Source organism: Pontimonas salivibrio, from assembly GCF_002950575.1.
Taxonomy (GTDB): Bacteria; Actinomycetota; Actinomycetes; order Actinomycetales; family Microbacteriaceae; genus Pontimonas; species Pontimonas salivibrio.
On record NZ_CP026923.1, the window covers coordinates 724,163 to 742,516 of the forward strand.

General features: G+C 58.5%; 21 protein-coding genes and 1 tRNA gene. 18 read left to right on the top strand and 4 right to left on the bottom strand.

Features of this window, described 5'->3' with window-relative positions; all coding sequences use genetic code 11:
* The first annotated feature begins 22 nt into the window (after window positions 1-22).
* Together C3B54_RS03750 and ndk are read left to right on the top strand one after the other, a co-directional pair.
* Window positions 23-346, top strand: a complete 324-nt coding sequence (locus C3B54_RS03750) for a DUF4233 domain-containing protein (RefSeq protein WP_104913307.1) — start codon at window positions 23-25, stop codon at window positions 344-346.
* A gap of 39 nt (window positions 347-385) precedes the next feature.
* Window positions 386-811, top strand: a complete 426-nt coding sequence (gene ndk, locus C3B54_RS03755; RefSeq protein ID WP_104913308.1) for a nucleoside-diphosphate kinase — start codon at window positions 386-388, stop codon at window positions 809-811.
* A gap of 33 nt (window positions 812-844) precedes the next feature.
* On the opposite strand, the gene C3B54_RS03760 is transcribed toward ndk, so the two are convergent.
* Window positions 845-1,405, bottom strand: coding sequence for a vitamin K epoxide reductase family protein (locus C3B54_RS03760; protein WP_158665512.1), 561 nt, complete (start codon window positions 1,403-1,405; stop codon window positions 845-847).
* Window positions 1,406-1,743: 338 nt separating this feature from the next.
* On the opposite strand from C3B54_RS03760, the gene C3B54_RS03765 reads away from it, so the two are divergent.
* From C3B54_RS03765 to nadD, 11 genes are all read left to right on the top strand, one after another.
* Window positions 1,744-4,071, top strand: coding sequence for an Rne/Rng family ribonuclease (locus C3B54_RS03765; RefSeq protein ID WP_104913310.1), 2,328 nt, complete (start codon window positions 1,744-1,746; stop codon window positions 4,069-4,071).
* Complete coding sequence (locus tag C3B54_RS03770; RefSeq protein WP_104913311.1) at window positions 4,055-5,056, top strand: permease; 1,002 nt, start codon at window positions 4,055-4,057, stop codon at window positions 5,054-5,056. The genes C3B54_RS03765 and C3B54_RS03770 overlap by 17 nt, the downstream gene beginning before the upstream one ends.
* Entirely contained in the window at window positions 5,046-5,843 is a 798-nt protein-coding gene (locus tag C3B54_RS03775) for a TIGR03943 family putative permease subunit (RefSeq protein WP_158665513.1), read from the top strand. Before C3B54_RS03770 ends, C3B54_RS03775 begins: the two co-directional genes overlap by 11 nt.
* Window positions 5,824-7,233 (top strand): hypothetical protein, encoded by a 1,410-nt coding sequence (locus C3B54_RS03780; protein WP_158665514.1) that lies wholly within the window; start codon window positions 5,824-5,826, stop codon window positions 7,231-7,233. The genes C3B54_RS03775 and C3B54_RS03780 overlap by 20 nt, the downstream gene beginning before the upstream one ends.
* Window positions 7,234-7,341: 108 nt before the next feature.
* Window positions 7,342-7,656 carry a 50S ribosomal protein L21 gene (rplU, locus tag C3B54_RS03785; protein WP_104913314.1) on the top strand — a complete coding sequence of 105 codons (315 nt, stop codon included), beginning with the start codon at window positions 7,342-7,344 and terminating at the stop codon, window positions 7,654-7,656.
* 21 nt (window positions 7,657-7,677) lie between these two features.
* Window positions 7,678-7,926, top strand: a complete 249-nt coding sequence (gene rpmA, locus C3B54_RS03790; RefSeq protein ID WP_104913315.1) for a 50S ribosomal protein L27 — start codon at window positions 7,678-7,680, stop codon at window positions 7,924-7,926.
* A gap of 66 nt (window positions 7,927-7,992) precedes the next feature.
* Window positions 7,993-9,507 carry a GTPase ObgE gene (gene obgE / locus C3B54_RS03795; protein WP_104914251.1) on the top strand — a complete coding sequence of 505 codons (1,515 nt, stop codon included), beginning with the start codon at window positions 7,993-7,995 and terminating at the stop codon, window positions 9,505-9,507.
* The gene (gene proB / locus C3B54_RS03800; RefSeq protein WP_104913316.1) at window positions 9,488-10,270 is read left to right on the top strand and encodes a glutamate 5-kinase; all 783 of its coding nucleotides are present in this window, start codon (window positions 9,488-9,490) and stop codon (window positions 10,268-10,270) included. Before obgE ends, proB begins: the two co-directional genes overlap by 20 nt.
* 25 nt (window positions 10,271-10,295) lie before the next feature.
* Complete coding sequence (locus C3B54_RS03805; RefSeq protein WP_104913317.1) at window positions 10,296-11,561, top strand: glutamate-5-semialdehyde dehydrogenase; 1,266 nt, start codon at window positions 10,296-10,298, stop codon at window positions 11,559-11,561.
* Between the two features lie 63 nt (window positions 11,562-11,624).
* Window positions 11,625-11,813 (top strand): hypothetical protein, encoded by a 189-nt coding sequence (locus C3B54_RS03810; RefSeq protein WP_104913318.1) that lies wholly within the window; start codon window positions 11,625-11,627, stop codon window positions 11,811-11,813.
* 6 nt (window positions 11,814-11,819) lie between these two features.
* Entirely contained in the window at window positions 11,820-12,416 is a 597-nt protein-coding gene (gene nadD, locus C3B54_RS03815; protein WP_104913319.1) for a nicotinate-nucleotide adenylyltransferase, read from the top strand.
* Between the two features lie 400 nt (window positions 12,417-12,816).
* Here nadD and C3B54_RS08870 read toward each other — a convergent pair whose 3' ends face one another.
* Window positions 12,817-13,029 (bottom strand): hypothetical protein, encoded by a 213-nt coding sequence (locus tag C3B54_RS08870; protein ID WP_158665515.1) that lies wholly within the window; start codon window positions 13,027-13,029, stop codon window positions 12,817-12,819.
* Window positions 13,030-13,234: 205 nt separating this feature from the next.
* Between C3B54_RS08870 and C3B54_RS08760 the strand changes: the two genes are divergently transcribed.
* The 5 genes from C3B54_RS08760 to C3B54_RS03840 all read left to right on the top strand — a co-directional run bounded on the left by C3B54_RS08760 (window position 13,235) and on the right by C3B54_RS03840 (window position 16,187).
* Window positions 13,235-13,813, top strand: a complete 579-nt coding sequence (locus tag C3B54_RS08760; protein ID WP_158665516.1) for a hypothetical protein — start codon at window positions 13,235-13,237, stop codon at window positions 13,811-13,813.
* Window positions 13,813-14,190, top strand: coding sequence for a ribosome silencing factor (gene rsfS / locus C3B54_RS03825; RefSeq protein WP_104913320.1), 378 nt, complete (start codon window positions 13,813-13,815; stop codon window positions 14,188-14,190). The genes C3B54_RS08760 and rsfS overlap by 1 nt, the downstream gene beginning before the upstream one ends.
* Before the next feature lie 43 nt (window positions 14,191-14,233).
* A tRNA-Ala gene (locus C3B54_RS03830) sits at window positions 14,234-14,306 on the top strand.
* Window positions 14,307-14,362: 56 nt separating this feature from the next.
* Window positions 14,363-15,013, top strand: coding sequence for a pyridoxamine 5'-phosphate oxidase (gene pdxH / locus C3B54_RS03835; protein ID WP_158665517.1), 651 nt, complete (start codon window positions 14,363-14,365; stop codon window positions 15,011-15,013).
* A gap of 127 nt (window positions 15,014-15,140) precedes the next feature.
* Window positions 15,141-16,187: an LLM class flavin-dependent oxidoreductase gene (locus tag C3B54_RS03840; RefSeq protein ID WP_104913322.1), complete on the top strand. Its 1,047-nt coding sequence runs from the start codon at window positions 15,141-15,143 to the stop codon at window positions 16,185-16,187.
* A 93-nt stretch (window positions 16,188-16,280) separates the two neighbouring features.
* On the opposite strand, the gene C3B54_RS03845 is transcribed toward C3B54_RS03840, so the two are convergent.
* Window positions 16,281-16,643 (bottom strand): rhodanese-like domain-containing protein, encoded by a 363-nt coding sequence (locus C3B54_RS03845; protein WP_104913323.1) that lies wholly within the window; start codon window positions 16,641-16,643, stop codon window positions 16,281-16,283.
* A gap of 59 nt (window positions 16,644-16,702) precedes the next feature.
* Entirely contained in the window at window positions 16,703-18,346 is a 1,644-nt protein-coding gene (locus C3B54_RS03850) for a cation:proton antiporter (protein ID WP_104913324.1), read from the bottom strand.
* Between the last annotated feature and the right edge of the window lie 8 nt (window positions 18,347-18,354).

Genomic DNA, 18,354 nt, shown 5'->3' on the forward strand with positions numbered 1-18,354 from the left:
TCCGAGCGCAACAGTGTCGCTAATGCGGATTGCACTGGGTATCGACATGGCCGTGTTGTTTTTTGGGTTGCTCGCCATTCGCGGTTTAGCGGTGTTTGATGAGTGGCTTGTCTGGACGGGGGGCGGTGTTGCCCTGGTCTGGTTGATTGCCGCGCTTGGCACCATTACTACCCCGGTGGGTAGGTGGCTCGGGCACCTTTTTCACGTGGCCCTGCTGGGAGCGTTCACCATTGACGTGGCAATCGGGTTGTCAGTGCTTGTGCCCATCGGGTTTTGGCTTTTTGCGATGATTCGCGGGCCCCAACTGGATGCTTTGGCCGCGGAGGCCGGGGACCAAGACTCCTAGACTGTCGCACAACACGTAGAACAACGAAAGGCGCAGTGAATGTCGCAACTTGAGCAAACCCTGGTACTGATTAAGCCCGATGGCGTGGCGAGAAATCTCACGGGAGAAATCCTGCGCCGGATCGAAGCAAAGGGTTACCAGCTTGTCGACGTGCGCCTTGTTCACGCCCAGCGAGACCTGTTGGCTGCCCATTACGCCGAACACGAGGGCAAACCCTTCTACGAACCACTCATCCAGTTCATGGAATCAGGCCCCATCGTGGCACTTCGAATTTCAGGCCACCGCGTCATTGAAGGTTTCCGGGTGTTGGCGGGAACTACGGACCCGACCACGGCAGCTCCCGGAACAATTCGTGGGGATTTGGGCCGCGACTGGGGCCTCAACGTTCAACAAAACCTTGTCCACGGCAGCGACTCTGTGGAAACAGCGGAGCGCGAACTGGCCCTCTGGTTTTCCCACAGCTAGGTAGCAGCGAAAACCAAGACCTTCTGTGTGGGCTCACACAAACAACAGCGGGAACTGTACAAAGATTGACAGCCCGATCGTCGCAAACGTCGCCACGATCGGAACCCAACTAAATGGTGCAATGACAGCACCAGCTCGGCGAAGCCAGGGTGCGGCACCCAATAGCCCTTCGCGGGCCGCCCAGGGAACAAACACCCAAAACAAAATAGTGTGGAGCACCCACACCACCATGCAATAGAGACACAAGAAGCCGATGACGAAGACGGCTTGTTGAAAGAGCCACATCAAAAAGACCCAGGCACCGAGCATTCCGAGCCCGGCAATCCGCCAGAACCACTTCTGAAAGCCCGCTCCCTGGAGAAGCGCCACTCCGATGGTGGCAATAACCGCCCACCCGGCAATGCCCATCAGCTGGTTGGGTGCGTCAAAGAACACCCTCGCCTGCCACGACTCCATCACGTTGCCGCAGGAGAAAAACGGATTGATATCGCAGCTTGGCGTCTTGCCTTCAGCGGCGAGGAGGTAGCCGTCGCGTGCCAGCAAAAAGGACGCGGCGAGAGACACCAGACCAGTAAGGAAAAGGAACCATCCCATGGGCCGACTACGTTGGGCGGGTAAGAGCATGAGAAGAGTATTCCACCACGCTCTGTGAGTCTGCACGCGAACACAACGTCACTGTCATGCGTCGCCCGGGTGGACTTTAGGTGCCCCGTGGTGTGCGCCGGGGGCTGTGAGCCGGGGTGTGCGATACTAGGGGCAGGGTAAATGAGATTACGGCCGCGCCCATGGTCTCACCCGAAAAGCTTTTCGAGGTCGGAATATGAAGACCAGGCCTCACACCACAAGAAGAATTTCTCCGGCATGCCGGAGACACACGAATTTCGGCCCACGCCTCGCGCGGGCGGCCCGGGTCGTACAAGGAGCCACCAGCGATGGTGAACAAATCAACAGAAAATTCCCAGGACGAAAAATCCTCCACTACTAAGACACCCAAAAAGACGACCAGCACTCCGGCAACAAAACGCTCTGCGTCAACTGGCAGCGGCGAGAAAACGCCCGCGGAGTCGAAGAAAAAAGCCCCCGCAAGAAGCTCAAAGGCTTCAGCCGTGAAGGGTGAAAAATCCAGCAATAAAGCCGAAAAAACAGACGATCCGCAAAGTACTTCGGACAAGACGTCGTCTCAGAAAAACCCACGAGCTGGTGCGGGCAGGCCCAAGGGAACTGCAGAGAGCAAGAAGGTGCCCTTAACGCCGTCGTCACCCACCCAACTGGTGTTCGCTGGGCCAGATCCTGCCCTCTTCCAAAAATTTCAGGAAAACGCAGAGCCTGCCGAACGTAATGTGCGAAAGCGCCAACGATCAGCCAGACCCCAGGTAGAGGCCGAGCCCTCGACGCCTCAGAAGACGCGGACTTCGCGCACCAAGGACGACGCTCCCAGTCAGCCGCAAAAGGTTCGCGGGTCGACGCGTTTGGAAGCCAAACGCCAAAGACGTCGAGAGGGTCGCGACCAAGGCCGTCGCCGCGCGGTGGTGACGGAGTCAGAATTCCTTGCCCGGCGCGAAAGCGTCGAGCGTGTAATGGTCGTGCGTGAAAAAGACAGCCGCACACAGATTGCCGTGTTGGAAGATGGCGTTGCCGTCGAGCACTACGTAGCCAAAAACGATGAGGCCAGCCTGATCGGCAACGTCTATCTCGGCCGGGTTCAAAACGTGCTTCCCAGTATGGAAGCGGCTTTCGTGGATATTGGTCGCGGCCGAAACGCTGTGCTGTATTCCGGCGAAGTGGATTGGGATGCCGCCACTGAAGAAGGCGGCGAGCGACCAAAAAAGATTGAAGCGGCCCTCAAAACCGGGGACAGTGTTCTCGTCCAGGTCACCAAAGACCCGATCGGACATAAAGGCGCCAGGCTCACCAGTCAGGTCAGCCTGCCCGGGCGCTACCTCGTCTATGTTCCCTCCGGAGGAATGAACGGGATTTCTAGGAAACTTCCCGATACGGAGCGTTCACGACTCAAAGCGATTCTCAAAACGGTGGTGCCCGAAACGGCGGGTGTGATCGTGCGGACCGCGGCCGAAGGGGCAACGGAAGAACAGCTCACCTCGGACGTCCAGAGGCTTCAGTTGCAGTGGGATTCCCTGCAAAAAGAAGTCGGGCAGAAAAAAGCTCCCGCGCTTCTCCACAGTGAACCCGACCTTCTCGTCAAAATCATTCGCGATGTGTTCAACGAGGACTTTCACAAACTCGTCATCGCGGGCGATGATCAACACCGAGTGATCACCGAATACCTTGCTCAGGTTGCCCCCGACCTGATGGAGCGCATCGAGGTCTACCAGGGTGAAGGTGACCCCTTCGATGAGTACCGGGTGAACGAAAGTATTCATAAAGCTCTTGAGCGCAAAGTCTGGTTGCCCAGTGGTGGGTCGTTGGTCATTGACCGCACCGAGGCGATGACCGTTGTCGATGTCAACACCGGGAAATTTGTGGGCTCAGGCGGCAACCTCGAAGAAACGGTGACCAAAAACAATGTCGAAGCGGCGGAAGAAATTGTTCGCCAGCTGCGGTTGCGCGACATTGGTGGAATCATCGTCATCGACTTCATCGACATGGTTCTCGAATCCAACCGTGATTTGGTCTTGCGACGACTCGTCGAGTGCCTCTCACGTGACCGAACGAAACATCAAGTCGCCGAGGTGACCAGCCTCGGGCTCGTCCAAATGACCAGAAAACGCCTTGGTCTGGGCCTGTTAGAGACCTTCAGCGAAACCTGTGAGCACTGTCAAGGCCGCGGGGTGGTCGTTCAGTCAGAGCCGGTGGGCAAGTCAAAGCAGTCAGGATCCAGCGATTCTGGGAATAAACGTCGGAAATCATCGACGAACAGTCGTACAGCCACAATTGAGCCCCACCAAATCACAGACGATGCTCGCGCTGCTATTGCCCAAATCGCGGCCGGAACTGTTGGTGGGTCATCTGCTGAGGCGTCCCCTGATTCCCCTCCCACTGCCGAACAAGCACCCCCCAAGTCGTCCGCGGACGCTGCAGCATTGCAGCAGGATGACGTGTTGGGTCTTTCGGAACTCGTGGAAGCAAAGAAAAATCGACCCAGTCGTCGAGCCAAGAAGTCGACCGAAGTGCTCGATGTGGTCTTAAGCGCGCTGCCTGAACCGCCAGCTGCCGGCCAGTCTCGACGCCGGCGTCGCGCAAGCTCGGGCGGCGTGGTCTCACCGGGAGATGACGTGAGTCGTGATGGTGGTGACAGCTAGTCGTCTTCGAGCAGTAGGCGGGGTTGGTCTGGGCCTCGCCGGGCTCGCCGTGTTGCTGCTGTTGCGCCTCGCAACAGCAGACCAGCCGGTCGAATCCGTCCCGGCTCCGGTGATGGATGGTCTGACCCTTGCACTCAGTGTACTCATCGAGTCGCTGCCTTTTATCGTGTTGGGCATCACCCTTTCGGTCATTGTGCAGTTGTGGATTCCCCAAAAGTGGTTGTTTCGGATCCTGCCCGCAAACCGTTTCGGGCGGCGCTTTGTCATCTCGCTACTGGGCATGTTTTTGCCCGTCTGCGAATGCGGAAATGTGCCCTTAGCCCGCGGCTTAGTCGCCCGTGGTTACAGCGTGTCCGACTCGATGACTTTCTTGCTCGCGGCGCCAATCATCAACCCGGTCACAATCATCACAACGCACCAGGCGTTTGGTTTCGATGACGGGATTTTGGTGGCGCGCATTCTTGGCGCAATCGTGATCGCCAACGTCCTCGGTTGGGTGTTCGCGCTTCATCCGAACCCGGAAACTCTGCTCACCACTCGTTTTGCGGCCCAGTGCGCGGTCGGCCCCAGTGTGGCGTCTTCGAGTCGTATGCAACGCAGTACGGACATGTTTTTGCGTGAAGCCACAGTCTTGATGCCGGCCTTGATTGTGGGGTCGTTGGTAGCCGGAGCCATTCAGGTCATTGTTCAGCGCGACACACTGGTGGCCCTCGGCCAAGATCCTCTGCTGTCGGTCTTGGCAATGATGCTTTTGGCCTTCGTGATATCGATTTGTGCCAACGTGGACTCCTTTTTCATTTTGCCTTTCGCGGACACATTTCTGCCCGGTTCGATACTGGCCTTCCTCTTACTCGGCCCCATCGTGGACATCAAAATGTTGGCGCTGTTGAAGACCACGTACCGCAACAGCACACTGGTGCGACTGACATTGCTGACTGTTCTCATCACTGCAGCGGTCGGAACGGCGGTGAACCTTGTGGCGTAAATTCACGACCTGGCGAGGCCCCATTTTTATCGCCGTCATTTCCGCAATGGTGTTGTGGCTGTACTTCAGTGGTCAACTCTCGCTTTACATTCACCCGAGATATCACCTGTTCACTGCCGTGATGTCGATGATTGCCGTGATCGCGGTGCTCTGGGGTGTGGGTTACGCCTCCCAACCCAATGCTGCGAAAGCTTCGGCTTCAGGCGATGGAGCGGAGCACGATCACGATCATGAAGACGAGCTTCCTGCCGGCCGCTGGAGTATGGCGGCACTAGTCGGCTCGAGTGTGTTGGGCGTTGCCACTATTGCCGCCCTGGTCTTATTACCCCCGGCAACTTTGGGTTCGGTCACCGTCGAAAATCGGGCCATTAACCAGAGTGGTCTCGGTGACACTGCCGCCTCTTTGGAAGCTGCCCGTCAGGGTGATGATGCCTCCTTCGCCGCATTCACGGTGCGGGAGTGGGCAGGAATCTTGCGCCAAACAAGCGATCCTGCGTTTTTTCGGGGGAAACCTGTTGAGGTCATTGGTTTCGTGGCTGAGGATCCAGAAAACGGTGACGTGTTTTACCTCACCCGTTTCGTGGTGAGTTGTTGTTCAGTGGACGCACAACCTGTCGGCATTCCCATCAGCCTTCCGGATTGGGAGAGTGAATGGGCCGCGGAGACCTGGGTGAGGGTGACTGGCGAGTTTGTGGTCAACCCCAACTTGGAGGAAAACCATCCGCTGGTTGTTCGACCCCAAAGTATTGAACCGACGGAGCAGCCACGTGAGCCGTATCTCTTCTGAGGGACACGACACCCGGGGTGCGCAGCGGGCAACGACCCGCTATCACCGTTCGGTGTGGTTGGTCTCCGTGTTGGCCCTCGTGGCCACAGTCGTTGCACTCACTGTCTACGCGGCCCAGGGTCCGCGGTTACGCGTCGCCAGTGTGGATGTTGTTCGAGCAGTCCAGTTCCCCGGGGCGGTACTGCGTTTGGAATCAGATCGCCCGCTGGGCGCCATTGAACCCTCAGACGTCACCGTTTGGCCCGATACCGGGGTGGCAGTTGACGTTTCAGGACCGATTGTCAGTGTGGTGTTCACCCAAGCGCTTCGCTACGGAACCGATTACCGAGTCAGTATTGACGGTGTGGCCGGAGAAACCCGCGGTGTCACGGGCAGTTGGGATTTCGAGTTTTCGACACCGTCGGCCAGTCTTCACTACCTCGATCGCGGTGATGGTCAAACCCCTGATCGGGTGATGCGGGTGGGGACCGAAGGTGAACCACCGGAAGAGGTCCACTCGGCACCCCAGATTGACTCTTTTGTGACGATCGGTTCCGCATTGATTACGGCATCTTCGGGCGGTAACGGCACCAGTCGCCTCGACATTGTTGAACCGGTGGGCGATGACCTTCAACGGCTGGTCTTGCCGGAAAACGCGCGAATTGACCAACTCCTCGCACCGGCAACGGGCACAAGATTCCTGTTCACCCTGTCATCGGTGGATGACTCTGGTCGCTATGACAGGACCCTGTTTGTCGCTGATGCGGCCGGGGGTTCCCGACCCGAAATGCTCACCGGTTTAGACGGTGAATCCCTTCGGGTCACCAAGGCCGCCGTTACCCCCGGATCGTCGCAGGTGGTGGCGTGGGTGGATGAGGTGAAAGTCGTGCGTATTGACCTCGATTCGGGCCTTGTACTGCCCATTGCCGAAGAAGCTCAAGAGTTTTGGGGTGTCTCCTCGGACGCATCCGACGCGGTGCTGGTCGATCTAGGGGGCACAGTGGCGATCGACATTGAGTCGCTGGAAGAGGAGCGGATTGTCCCGGGGCGGGTCGGAACCCGTGAAGTGTTCGAAGGTCAAACTCACCTCATGGTGGACGGCCGACGGGTGCAAACGGTCGTGATTGGTAACCAAACGGATACCGAGTTCACCAGTTTGGTGGTCCTCGATGACGGGGAAGGGTCTTCGGTCCCGATTTATCGAACCCCCGATGATTTGGGCAGTATTGGGCGCTTTGTCGTCTCGCCTGGCGATCAGTATGTGGCCATTGAATTCACCCCCAACCGGGCTGAAGCGACGCCTGACGGGCGCATTCTTGAGCCGCGAGATCAGAGCGTGACGACAGTTGTTGTCGACATCGACAGCGGGCAAGTGGTGCGAAGCGTGGAAGGTTTTTGGCCAATCTGGTAGCCGTGTTGCCCTAGGCCCCGAGTCTCGGGTACTCTAGGGGTTTGGCTCGGACGGCACTGTCTGATGTGGTGTTCAGGGCCTATTCGCTCAAGCAAAGTGGGATAACTCGTGGTCTATGCAGTAGTGCGCGCCGGTGGGCGCCAAGAAAAAGTTGAGGTCGGATCGGTCATCACCGTCGACCGGATTTCCGCCGATGCGAAAAACTCGGTGTCGCTTGAGCCGTTACTGCTCGTCGACGGCGAGAAGGTCACTCACGACCCGAAAGCACTGGCCAAGGTGAGCGTGACGGCGGAGGTCCTCAACGACCTCCGCGGCCCCAAAATCACTATTCACAAGTTCAAGAACAAGACTGGTTACCACAAGCGTCAGGGCTTCCGTGCGGAGCTCACACGCTTGAAGGTGACTGACATTTCGGCCAAGTAGGGCCCCGGGGAAGGATTAGCTATGGCACACAAAAAGGGAGCGTCATCGACTCGCAACGGTCGTGATTCCAACCCCCAGTACCTCGGCGTGAAGCGTTTTGGTGGACAGGTGGTGAAAGCCGGTGAGATTATTGTTCGTCAGCGCGGAACTCACTTTCACCCCGGTTCCAACGTGGGTCGCGGTAACGATGACACGCTCTTCGCCCTGTCGGCGGGAGTCGTCGAGTTTGGCCACAAGGGTGGCCGTCGCGTCGTTCACATCGTCGCCTAGTCAGGTGCAAATTCGCCGCGTAGCCGGCGTTCTTGCTCCTCTGCGAATCAGAGGCGCGCTCTCATGGTGAGCGAATTTATTGACCGCGTGGTCTTGCACTTGAGTGCTGGCCGCGGCGGTCGTGGTTGTGTGTCGGTGCGCCGGGAGAAATTCAAACCTCTTGGTGGACCAGACGGCGGTAAGGGTGGCCACGGCGGCGACATCATCGTGTTTGCTGACCCCCAGGTCACTACTCTGCTCGACTACCACCGCAGGCCCCACCGCTCCAGCGAGTCGGGTGGTCCCGGGATGGGCGATTCTCGCCAAGGGGCAAGCGCAGATGATGTCTATTTGCCGGTCCCCTTGGGCACAGTGATCTCGACCGCTGAAGGTGAAGTAATTGCCGACCTGCAAGAGCCCGGCGAACAGTGTGTGGTCGCCGAAGGGGGCCGAGGTGGGTTAGGAAACCTCGCCTTGGCGAGCCCGGCGAGGAAAGCTCCTGGTTTTGCGCTATTGGGAACTGAAGGCACTCAACGTGATGTGGTTTTGGAGTTGAAAACCCTCGCTGATGTGGCCCTGGTGGGCTATCCCAGCGCCGGGAAATCAAGCCTCATCGCCGCCATGTCCCAAGCCAGGCCTAAAATTGCCGACTATCCCTTCACCACGCTGCAGCCGAATTTGGGTGTGGTGGAATCTGGTGAGACCCGTTACACGATCGCTGATGTTCCAGGACTTATTGAAGGCGCCAGCGAAGGTAAAGGCTTGGGTTTGGAATTTTTGCGACACATTGAACGCTGCCACGTCGTGGTGCACGTCATCGACATGGCAACAATGGAGCCTGGTCGCGACCCCATTAGCGACTTCGAGTCCATTTCGGCAGAACTGGCCGCCTACCAGGTTCCGGGCGAACAGGTTCCCCTCGCGGATCGACCAGCGATGATCGTGCTCAACAAAATCGATGTTCCGGATGCCAAAGAAATGGTCCAATGGGTGGCGCCAGAGTTCGAATCCCGTGGTTACCGCGTGTTTCCTGTCAGCGCGACCAGCCGTGAGGGTTTGCGCGAATGGGGCTTTGCGATGGCTGAAATGGTCGCTCAATCCCGCGCGGCAACCCAAGAACTTGCTATCGAGCGGCCGCGCACCGTGCGTCGACCACACGCCGTCGATGAGCGTCCCTTTGAGATTGTTCGTGAGGGTAGGTCTGATGGCATGCTCTATCGAATTGTCGGGGAAAAGCCCGAACGCTTCGTACAACAGACCGACTTTGATAACGATGAGGCGGTCGGTTACCTCTCTGACCGGCTGAACGCCCTGCGTATCGATGAAGCGCTCTACGAGGCGGGGGCCACACCCGGTGACGCTGTGGCTATTGGACCCCACAGCGCCATGGTGTTTGATTGGGAACCCACCATCTCGGCGGCCGGCTACACCGCAACAGCACCCCGGGGGACAGATGAGCGCCTACTAGGGGCTAGACGTCGGACCACGGCTGAGCGTCGTGAAGAATATTACGAACGAATGGATGAAAAATCGGCAGCCAGAGAGGAGCTTGCCAGGGAGCGTGAAGCGGGGATGTGGAGCGATGATTCGACACAAGAGTGATATCCCACACGCCAAGCGCCTCGTCGTGAAGGTGGGCTCGTCGTCAATTACTGGCGATCAGGCCGATCAGCTCGACGGTCTCGTCACCGCCCTTGCCGCGGCCAAAGCCCAAGGGCAAGAAATTGTGTTGGTCTCATCCGGTGCGATTGCCACCGGGATGCCACAGCTTGAGCTAGGTGATCGACCCTTGGATTTGGCTACCCAACAAGCGGCCGCCGCAGTGGGTCAAAACCTGCTGATGCGTCGCTACCAGGACATTTTTGATCGTTTTGGCGTGACCAGTGGACAAGTCCTCCTCACCGTCGGTGATGTGGAAAACGAACCGCATCGCTCTAACGCCCGGCGCACCATTGAACGAATGCTGGGCTTGGGCGTGATTCCGATTGTCAATGAAAATGACACAGTAGCCACCCAAGAAATCCGGTTTGGCGATAACGATCGACTGGCCGCACAGGTCGCTGAACTGGTGGGTGCTGATGCCCTTGTGCTCTTAAGCGATGTCGAAGCGATTTACACGGCGCCCCCTTCACAGCCTGGCGCCCAGCCTGTCGAGCTCATCCAGCCCGATGACGACCTTTCATGGCTGGTGTTGGAAAGTTCGGTCGTCAACACGGTGGGAACAGGTGGGGCGGTGACGAAAGTCAGCGCCGCTCGGCTGGCCACCGCTTCAGGAATTCCCACACTGGTGACCGGGACGTGGTTGGTCGCGGGCGCTCTAGCCGGGCAAGGCCCAGGCACCTGGTTTGTTGCGAGCGTAAACTGAAGGCCTAGCGAGTTGCGGGGGAGCGATGACAGAACATCTTGAGGCTAATCCGGCCTTCGTCCGGCTGCTGGAGGACACCCGTGAGGCCTCGCGCACGCTTCGCACCCAGTCGTCTGCGGTGAAAGACGAAGTGCTCACCCGGCTTGCTGGGCTCCTGAGAGAACGCTCTGGGGACATTGTTGAAGCCAATTCGCTCGACTATGAGCGCGGCGAAGCCGGTGGCATCGCTACCGGCCTTCTTGACCGTCTGCGATTAACCCCAGAGCGGGTTGAAGGTCTTGCCCGTGCGGTTGAAGACATCAGGGGCCTGTCGGATCCCATCGGCCAGGTCGTTCGTGGCCACCAACTTCCCAACGGTCTACGCGTGCAGCAGGTTCGGGTGCCTTTTGGCGTTGTGGGCGCCATCTACGAAGCCCGACCTAACGTGACCGTCGATATCGCCGCGCTGTGCATTAAAAGCGGTAACGCTGCGGTGCTGCGTGGGGGTAGCCTCGCCGAATCATCTAACCGAGTACTCGTCGACATTATTGGGCAGGCCCTGGCAGGCGCCGGGCTGCCCCGCTCGGCAGTGAGCACCATTGACGAGTTCGGTCGTGAGGGTGCCACCTGGCTCATGCGGGCTAGGGGCCTGATTGATGTGTTGATCCCGCGCGGATCGGCGTCGTTGATTCAGTCCGTGGTCACCGAATCTCAGGTGCCCGTGATTGAAACCGGTGAAGGCAACGTCCATATTTTTGTGGACCAGTCAGCTGATCACACGCAGGCTATTGACATCGTGGTAAACGCAAAAGTGCAACGGCCCAGTGTGTGTAACGCGGTCGAAACCGTACTTGTCCACCACGATGAGGCACCGGGTCTGATCCCGTCGTTAGTAGACGCCTTGAAGGCTCAGGGGGTCACCGTTCACGGTTGCGAGATCACCCAAGGCCTCGCAGAGGTGGAGCCTGCCAGCACAGACGATTGGGCGAGGGAATATCTCTCACTCGACGTAGCCATGAGAGTGGTTGACGACGTCAACGACGCCATCGCTCACATCCAGACCTACTCGACTGGCCACACCGAATCGATTCTCACCGAAAGTGTCACGAGGGCCGAGCAGTTTCTTCGCGAAGTGGACTCTGCCGTGGTGATGGTCAACACGTCGACGAGGTTTACTGACGGTGGTGAGTTTGGTTTTGGTGCCGAGGTGGGTATTTCTACTCAGAAGCTTCACGCCAGGGGCCCCATGGGTCTCCCAGAGCTGACCAGCACGAAATGGATTGTGCGGGGATTAGGCCACACGCGCAGCTAGAGGTCAATCTCGCGGGGCTGTCACACGGTAAGTTAGTAGGACGAGTTATTGGAGGGTGTACTGATGGAGCAAGCCGCGGGCGCTGTTGTCCTTGCCGCAGAGGTGGTTAACGAACTTCCCGTTCCAGCGATTGTGTACGGGCTCGGATTCCTCGTCGCTTTCATCGCGCTCGCCTTTGTGACCTACAGCTACCGAAATGTCGCCAATCGGCACCGGTCCAAGGGTGGTTCACACCAGGGCGGCCAGCACTAGGACCCCATGGCCACCCCTCGACCACCCCGCATCGGGATTATGGGTGGCACGTTCGACCCCATTCACCACGGCCACCTGGTAGCCGCCAGTGAGGTCCAAATGAGTTTGGACCTGGACGAAGTGATTTTTGTGCCCACGGGTCGGCCCGCCGATAAGTCTGGTGTGTCGCCCAGCGAGCATCGTTACCTGATGGCGGTGATCGCCACCGCGTCAAACCCCCGATTTGAGGTCAGCCGCGTCGATATCGATCGGCCGGGGCCCACCTTCACCATCGACACGCTTCGCGATATGCGAGAAAAATATCCGGATGCGGAATTGTTCTTCATTACCGGTGCTGACGCAATTACCCAGGTGCTCAGTTGGCGGGATGCCCCCGTCTTGTGGGAGTTGGCCCACTTTGTTGCCGTCACCCGGCCGGAGCACGAATTGAGTGTTGCCGGTATTCCCGGTGGGGTAGTCAGTGTCTTGGAAGTGCCCGCTTTGGCGATTTCGTCAACCGATTGTCGTAAAAGGGTCGCTGAGGGTAGGCCGCCGTGGTATCTCGTCCCTGACGGTGTGGTTCAATACATCGGCAAGCATGGCCTGTATCGGAGCGACGCATGACACCCAGTGAGGGCAACCCGCTACCGTCCAGGCGCGCCTTGCGGGAAAAAGAAGGGTGGATTACTGGAGCCATCGATCTTCCCGATACCTCAGAAAAACCACCAGGTAATGCCGGAGTTGATCCGGCAGGTGTGAGGCCCCAGGAAGCATCGCCTCTTCCCACACAGCCCCCCGCTACACCAGGGCGGTCGCTCGGTTCACCAACCACCACTCAAGTTGCCCCTCCGGTACCCACAACGCCTACGCCGCCCCTGACTAGACGAGAGCGCCGCGAACAGGATCGCCTCCTTGCGACTGGCGCTATCTCGATTACACCAGAGCCCATAGAAGGGCAACCCACACCAGACCCCGCAGCAGTTTCGCAGGGGATGCCTGACACTCCGGCTAGCTTCTCCAGCGCTCAGGAAACTACCCCCGGATGGTCGCCACCTCCGACGGGGCTTGCGATAAGTTCAGACACCGCTCCGCCGGTTGCCACCCCGCCGGTTGCCACCCCACCAGTTGCCACCCCACCGGTTGCCACCCCACCAGTTGCGGACCCTCCGGTTGCCACCCCACCAGTTGCCACCCCACCGGTTGCCACCCCACCAGTTGCGGACCCTCCGGTTGCCACCCCGGCAGTTTCTGCCCTAACCCCTTCCACCCCAAGCGCTCTCACCCCTAATGCTCTTCAACCCGAGGGTGCAACCGCTCAACGGTCCACGTCCGGGTCCCGGGTCCTCACCCGACGCGAGCGTCGCGAAATGGAGCAGCGCGGCGAGTCCGTGTCGGAAACCGTGCTGAACCCGGTGGGTCCCAATTCAGATCCTCCATCCACAGTGAGTCCCTTACCTGCGGTAGAGGACATCCCAGGCCGTCACCCTGAGCCCGAGCAGCGCGTTGCCGCGGAAGCCGACTATGGACAGTCTCGAGGAGATGGGTCTTCTCACAGCACCGTGTTGCCTCCCGTCTTTGGCCCCACGACCACTCAGGGCGACACCCACACCGCTTCTGCAAGAACAGTCGGCGTAGGTCTGGATGCAACCCATGCCCTGATTCTGCCGGTCGCACCGACAATGGATGTGACCGGGCCAATTGGTGACACTGGTGAAGTGCTGATCACGGGAAATATCCCGTTACCCCGCCACGTCTCAGAACAGGCCCTCACGGGGGCTTTGGAAATGGAAGAGGACCACAGTCCGTATGACCAAGCAGATGGCAGCAGTTTCACCACACCCATCCGTGCAAGTGACACGGTCTCCTTGCGCACTAGCCAAGTGGACCAGCCAATGATTCAGAAGCCTCGGTGGGGTGTCGCCTCCATTGTGTTGGGTTCCTCAGCGGCCATCTTGGGAGTCAGCGCACTGGGGCTACTTGCCTTGGCGCTATTAACCGACATTGTTGATTTGCCTTTCTAGTGGCGAAGACACAGGAATCTGCCCTCCAACTGGCCGCCTCTGCGGCATGGTCAAAGGGTGCGGTGGAACCCGTGGCACTCGATGTGTCGGGCCGGCTCGCGCTTAGTGATTTTTTTCTCATCCTCAGTGGACGCAGTGAGAGAAACACTCGCGCCATTGCCGACGGGATCGAAGAAGAGCTGTTGAGTGCAGGCATCAGGCTGCTGCGGCGCGAGGGTAAAGCCGATGGCCGGTGGATTTTGCTGGATTTTGGGGACTTGATTGTGCACATTTTCCACGAAGAAGAGCGCGGTTTTTACGCGTTAGAGCGGCTGTGGAAGGATTCGCCGGTCGTTCCACTCGATCTTCCAGACGAGCCGTCAGCCACCAGCGAATAAGTGGGCGCACGCGCTCAGTGGGTGTAGTAATCTAAGGACTTCGGGGCCTGTGGCGCAGCTGGTAGCGCACCTGCATGGCATGCAGGGGGTCAGGGGTTCGAGTCCCCTCAGGTCCACGTTTTTCCCGATGTGCTCAGCACCACCCCATCTGGGGACTTCTAGGCTGTGGAGTATGACTGAATCTGTTGACCCGCTGGCGCGGCACACCGATTATGGGGAGATTGCTCTCGAGGAAGGGTCTCTCCTTCCCGATCCCATCGCCCAGTTTCGCGTGTGGTTGCAAGAGGCTGACGAGCAGGGGATTTACGAACCAAACGCGATGGTGGTCTCCACCATCGACCCGGATGGTTCGCCCACGATTCGTACAGTGTTGTTGCGGGGTGTCAGCGACGAAGGATTCGCCTTTTACACCGACTACACCTCACAAAAAGGTGTGGCCTTGGAGCAGAATCCTGCGGTAGCCGCCGTATTTCCCTGGTATTCCTTGCACCGGCAGGTGAAAATTCGCGGGGTCGCCGAGAAGGTTTCGGTGGAAGATTCGGATGCTTATTTTTCCACTCGCCCACGAGACTCTCGTGTGGGGGCTTGGGCGAGCGACCAGTCCCAGCCGATTTCTTCTCGGGCTGCACTAGAGGACAAAGTCGAGCAGATGGAACAAAAGTTTGCCGGGGTGGACGATGTGCCGCGGCCCGAAAAATGGGGTGGGTTTCTCATTCGCCCCCGATCGATTGAATTTTGGGCAGGCAGGCGGTCTCGTTTGCACGACCGGGTGCGCTTTGTACGTGGTGAACACGGGTGGAAGCCAGAAAGGTTGCAACCCTAACTTTTCCTCTGTCGTGCCTTCCTGAGATGCGAGGCTCGCGGTAACAGCAAGTACTGACCCGGTGCGGGAATACTTCATTAAGGGCCAGTGTTGAGGACAATACGGAGATAGCGGAGAGAGGCGTGAGATGAGTGAAAAAATTGAGCTAGGTATTGACACTTTCGGCGATGTGACCGAAGGGCCCAATGGGGTGAAGACTCCCTATGCTCAAGTCATCAGGGACGTCGTCGAAGAAGCAGTCCTCGCTGATGAGTTGGGCATTGACGCGATTACCCTGGGTGAACATCACCGTGACGATTTCGCCATCTCTTCTCCCGAGACAGTCCTTGCGGGTATCGCGACGAAGACTTCCCGTATTCGTTTGTCGTCCGGCGTGACGGTGCTCAGCTCGGACGACCCTATCCGCGTGTTCCAGCGCTTTGCGACCTTGGACGCACTGTCCGAGGGCCGTGCGGAAATTATTGTCGGTCGCGGGTCTTTCACCGAATCATTTCCACTCTTTGGCTACCAGCTTCACGACTACGAGGTGCTGTTTGAGGAAAAACTGAACCTTTTGGCGGAGCTTCTGAAAGAAACCCCAGTGAATTGGGAAGGAACCACCAGGCCTCCTCTGGCGAACCAGGATGTCTTCCCCAAGTCGCACACGGGGGCAATTCGCACCTGGGTGGGTGTGGGCGGAAGCCCGGAATCCGTGGTCCGCACTGCGCGATACGGCTTCCCGTTGATGCTGGCCATTATTGGTGGCCCTCACGATCGCTTTGCGCCCTACGCCGATTTGTACCGCAGGGCGATGGACCAGATGGGCCACGCCCCACAACCCATCGGCGTGCACTCGCCCGGACACATTGCCGCGACAGACGAGCAAGCGATTGAAGAAATGTGGCCAAATTACGAGCAGATGTTTGGCCGCATCGGCCGCGAACGCGGTTGGGGTCCGATGACTAAAGAGCACTACCTCAACGAAGTCCACCACGGTGGGTTGGTTGTGGGATCACCGGAGACCGTGGCGCGCAAAATTGCCGGAGCGGTAACTGCCCTTGGTGCGACCCGCTTTGATCTGAAGTATTCAACAGGGCCGATGTCTCACGCCACTCTGATGAAATCCATCGAGCTTTACGGCACGAAGGTCATTCCTATGGTCCGCGAAATGGTGGCGGAAGCGGTGCCCGCCTAACCCCAGGACAGTGATGCTCCAACGCGTGAGGGCCCCGCGACACTGTCGTGGGGCCCTCACGCGTGTGGCCGGTTGGGGCTCTCGGTCGCGCTGCTACGGCGTGATGACCTCGATGCCGGACGCTTCTGACGCTTCGGAAACGCCTCCGCCATTTTTCGTGTTGGTGAAGCCCATCTGGTTCATCTGGGCGATGGCTTGACCCGACCGGTTGCCGGTGCGGCAGTAGACGAAGTACTCGCCATCTTTGTCCAGTTCCATCACCTGGGCGGCGAAGTCTGCCGACTGAACGTCGATGTTGATTGCACCCTCGAGGTGTCCGGACGCGAATTCACCGGGGGTGCGAACGTCAATAATCACGGTATCCTCCGACAATTCGACGGGCTCAGCGCTCGAGCAGGCCGCCAGGCCCGCGGTGACGCCGAGTAGTACGGCAATTGTGGCAAAAAATCTCTTCACGGGTAACCCTTTCTGAAACGAATCGTCCCCACACTATAGCAATACCCCTAGGGGTATTGCTATGCATTGTCGTCATCGGTTTTCATTTGTGCCTTCACACCATCCACAATGGAGTGCGCCGCCATCTTAAAAGGCCGCACCACGGTGACGTGGCGATAGCCTTCGAAGGTTTCCGCCGTTCTCGCGTCCAAAGCGGTGAGACAGATTGAGCCGCCGAACTCCAGGCGTTGGAGTGCTTCTAACACCACCATGTTCGTGGTCCGATCCGGCGCTGCGCACACCACGGTGCGAGTCTCGTGCAACGGTAGCGCTTTGATGAAATCCGGGTCGCTAGCGTCCCCGTAGAGCGTGTCCACCCCGTAGGCTCCGATTGTTTTTAAGGCTCGAGGGTCAAGGTCTACCACGAGGAGGTCGCTACCTTCGTCCCGAAGTCCTCGCACGATGTCCGAACCGAGCCTGCCCGCACCAATCACAATGGCGTCATAAGGGTGGGACGCATTTTGCTCCGCACCCGAACCCTGGAAGCGTCGCTCAATCACACGGGTTAACGGTGAGAGCATCGCGATGAGCCGTTCCTGGTAGGTAATGAAATACGTCGAAATGGTGATTGTGAAAATGGCGACCAGGGTGATCAGGCTCAACAGATCGTCGTTGACTTGGCCCAGGCTGTAGCCCAAAGCCACAAGAATCAAAGAGAACTCACTGATCTGGGCGATAGTCAGGCCCGTTCTCAGTGCGACCGTCGCCCGATACCCCTGAGCCAACATGACTCCGAGCACGATGATTGGCTTGCCGATCAAAATGAACACCGTGACGATCAGGGCAGGGAACAGTTGGGAAATTGCGCCATCGAGCGTCAGCGACGAACCCAATTCAATAAAGAAGAACAAAATCATGATGTCGCGCAGGCTAATCATGCGGGCGCCGAGGCTTTCGCGATACGGAGTGGACGCCAACGCAACACCCGCGACAAAAGCACCAATCTCCATGCTTAACCCGAGCCACGAACTAGCGGCAGCCAACATCACCGCCCAAGACACGCCAAAAACCAAGGTCAACTCTTGGTTTTTGGCCATCCACTCCAACAGGCGTGGCAACACGAAGCGAGACACCATCGCTACTGCTGCCAGAAAAAGAAGGCCACCGCCTAATGTCCAGGCGATTTCTGACGCAAGCGCCTGCTCGCCAGGTTGTCCCACGGTGACAATGGCGAGCATGGCAATGACCACCAAAATGTCCTGGACGATGAGGATGCCCACCGCAATGCGGCCATGAAGTTGGTCAAGTTCACGCCGGTCACCGAGGAGCTTCACCACAATAATCGTGGAGGAAAAAGTCAAGGCCACTGCGATGTAGACAGCGGACGAAGAATCCCACCCCAGGCCGAGCGCGAGCAGATAGCCCAGACCCGCTGTGAGGAGAACCTGGCCGGCGCCGGTGATGAGGGCCACCGGACCGATTGCTCTAATCAAGTGAATGTCGAGCTTAAGCCCCACTAAAAAGAGCAGGATTGCGATGCCGAGCTTTGCGAGAAGCTTGATTTCGTCTTCCGCGGACACCAAACCTAAAAACGCCGGCCCGCCCAGGACGCCCACGACGATATAGGCGACAATCACAGGTTGGCGAAGGAGTTTCGCCAAAAGGCCACCCACAAGCGCTAAACCGAGAACGGCGCCAATTTGCAGAAAGGTGTCGTCGACCATGTCGCCAC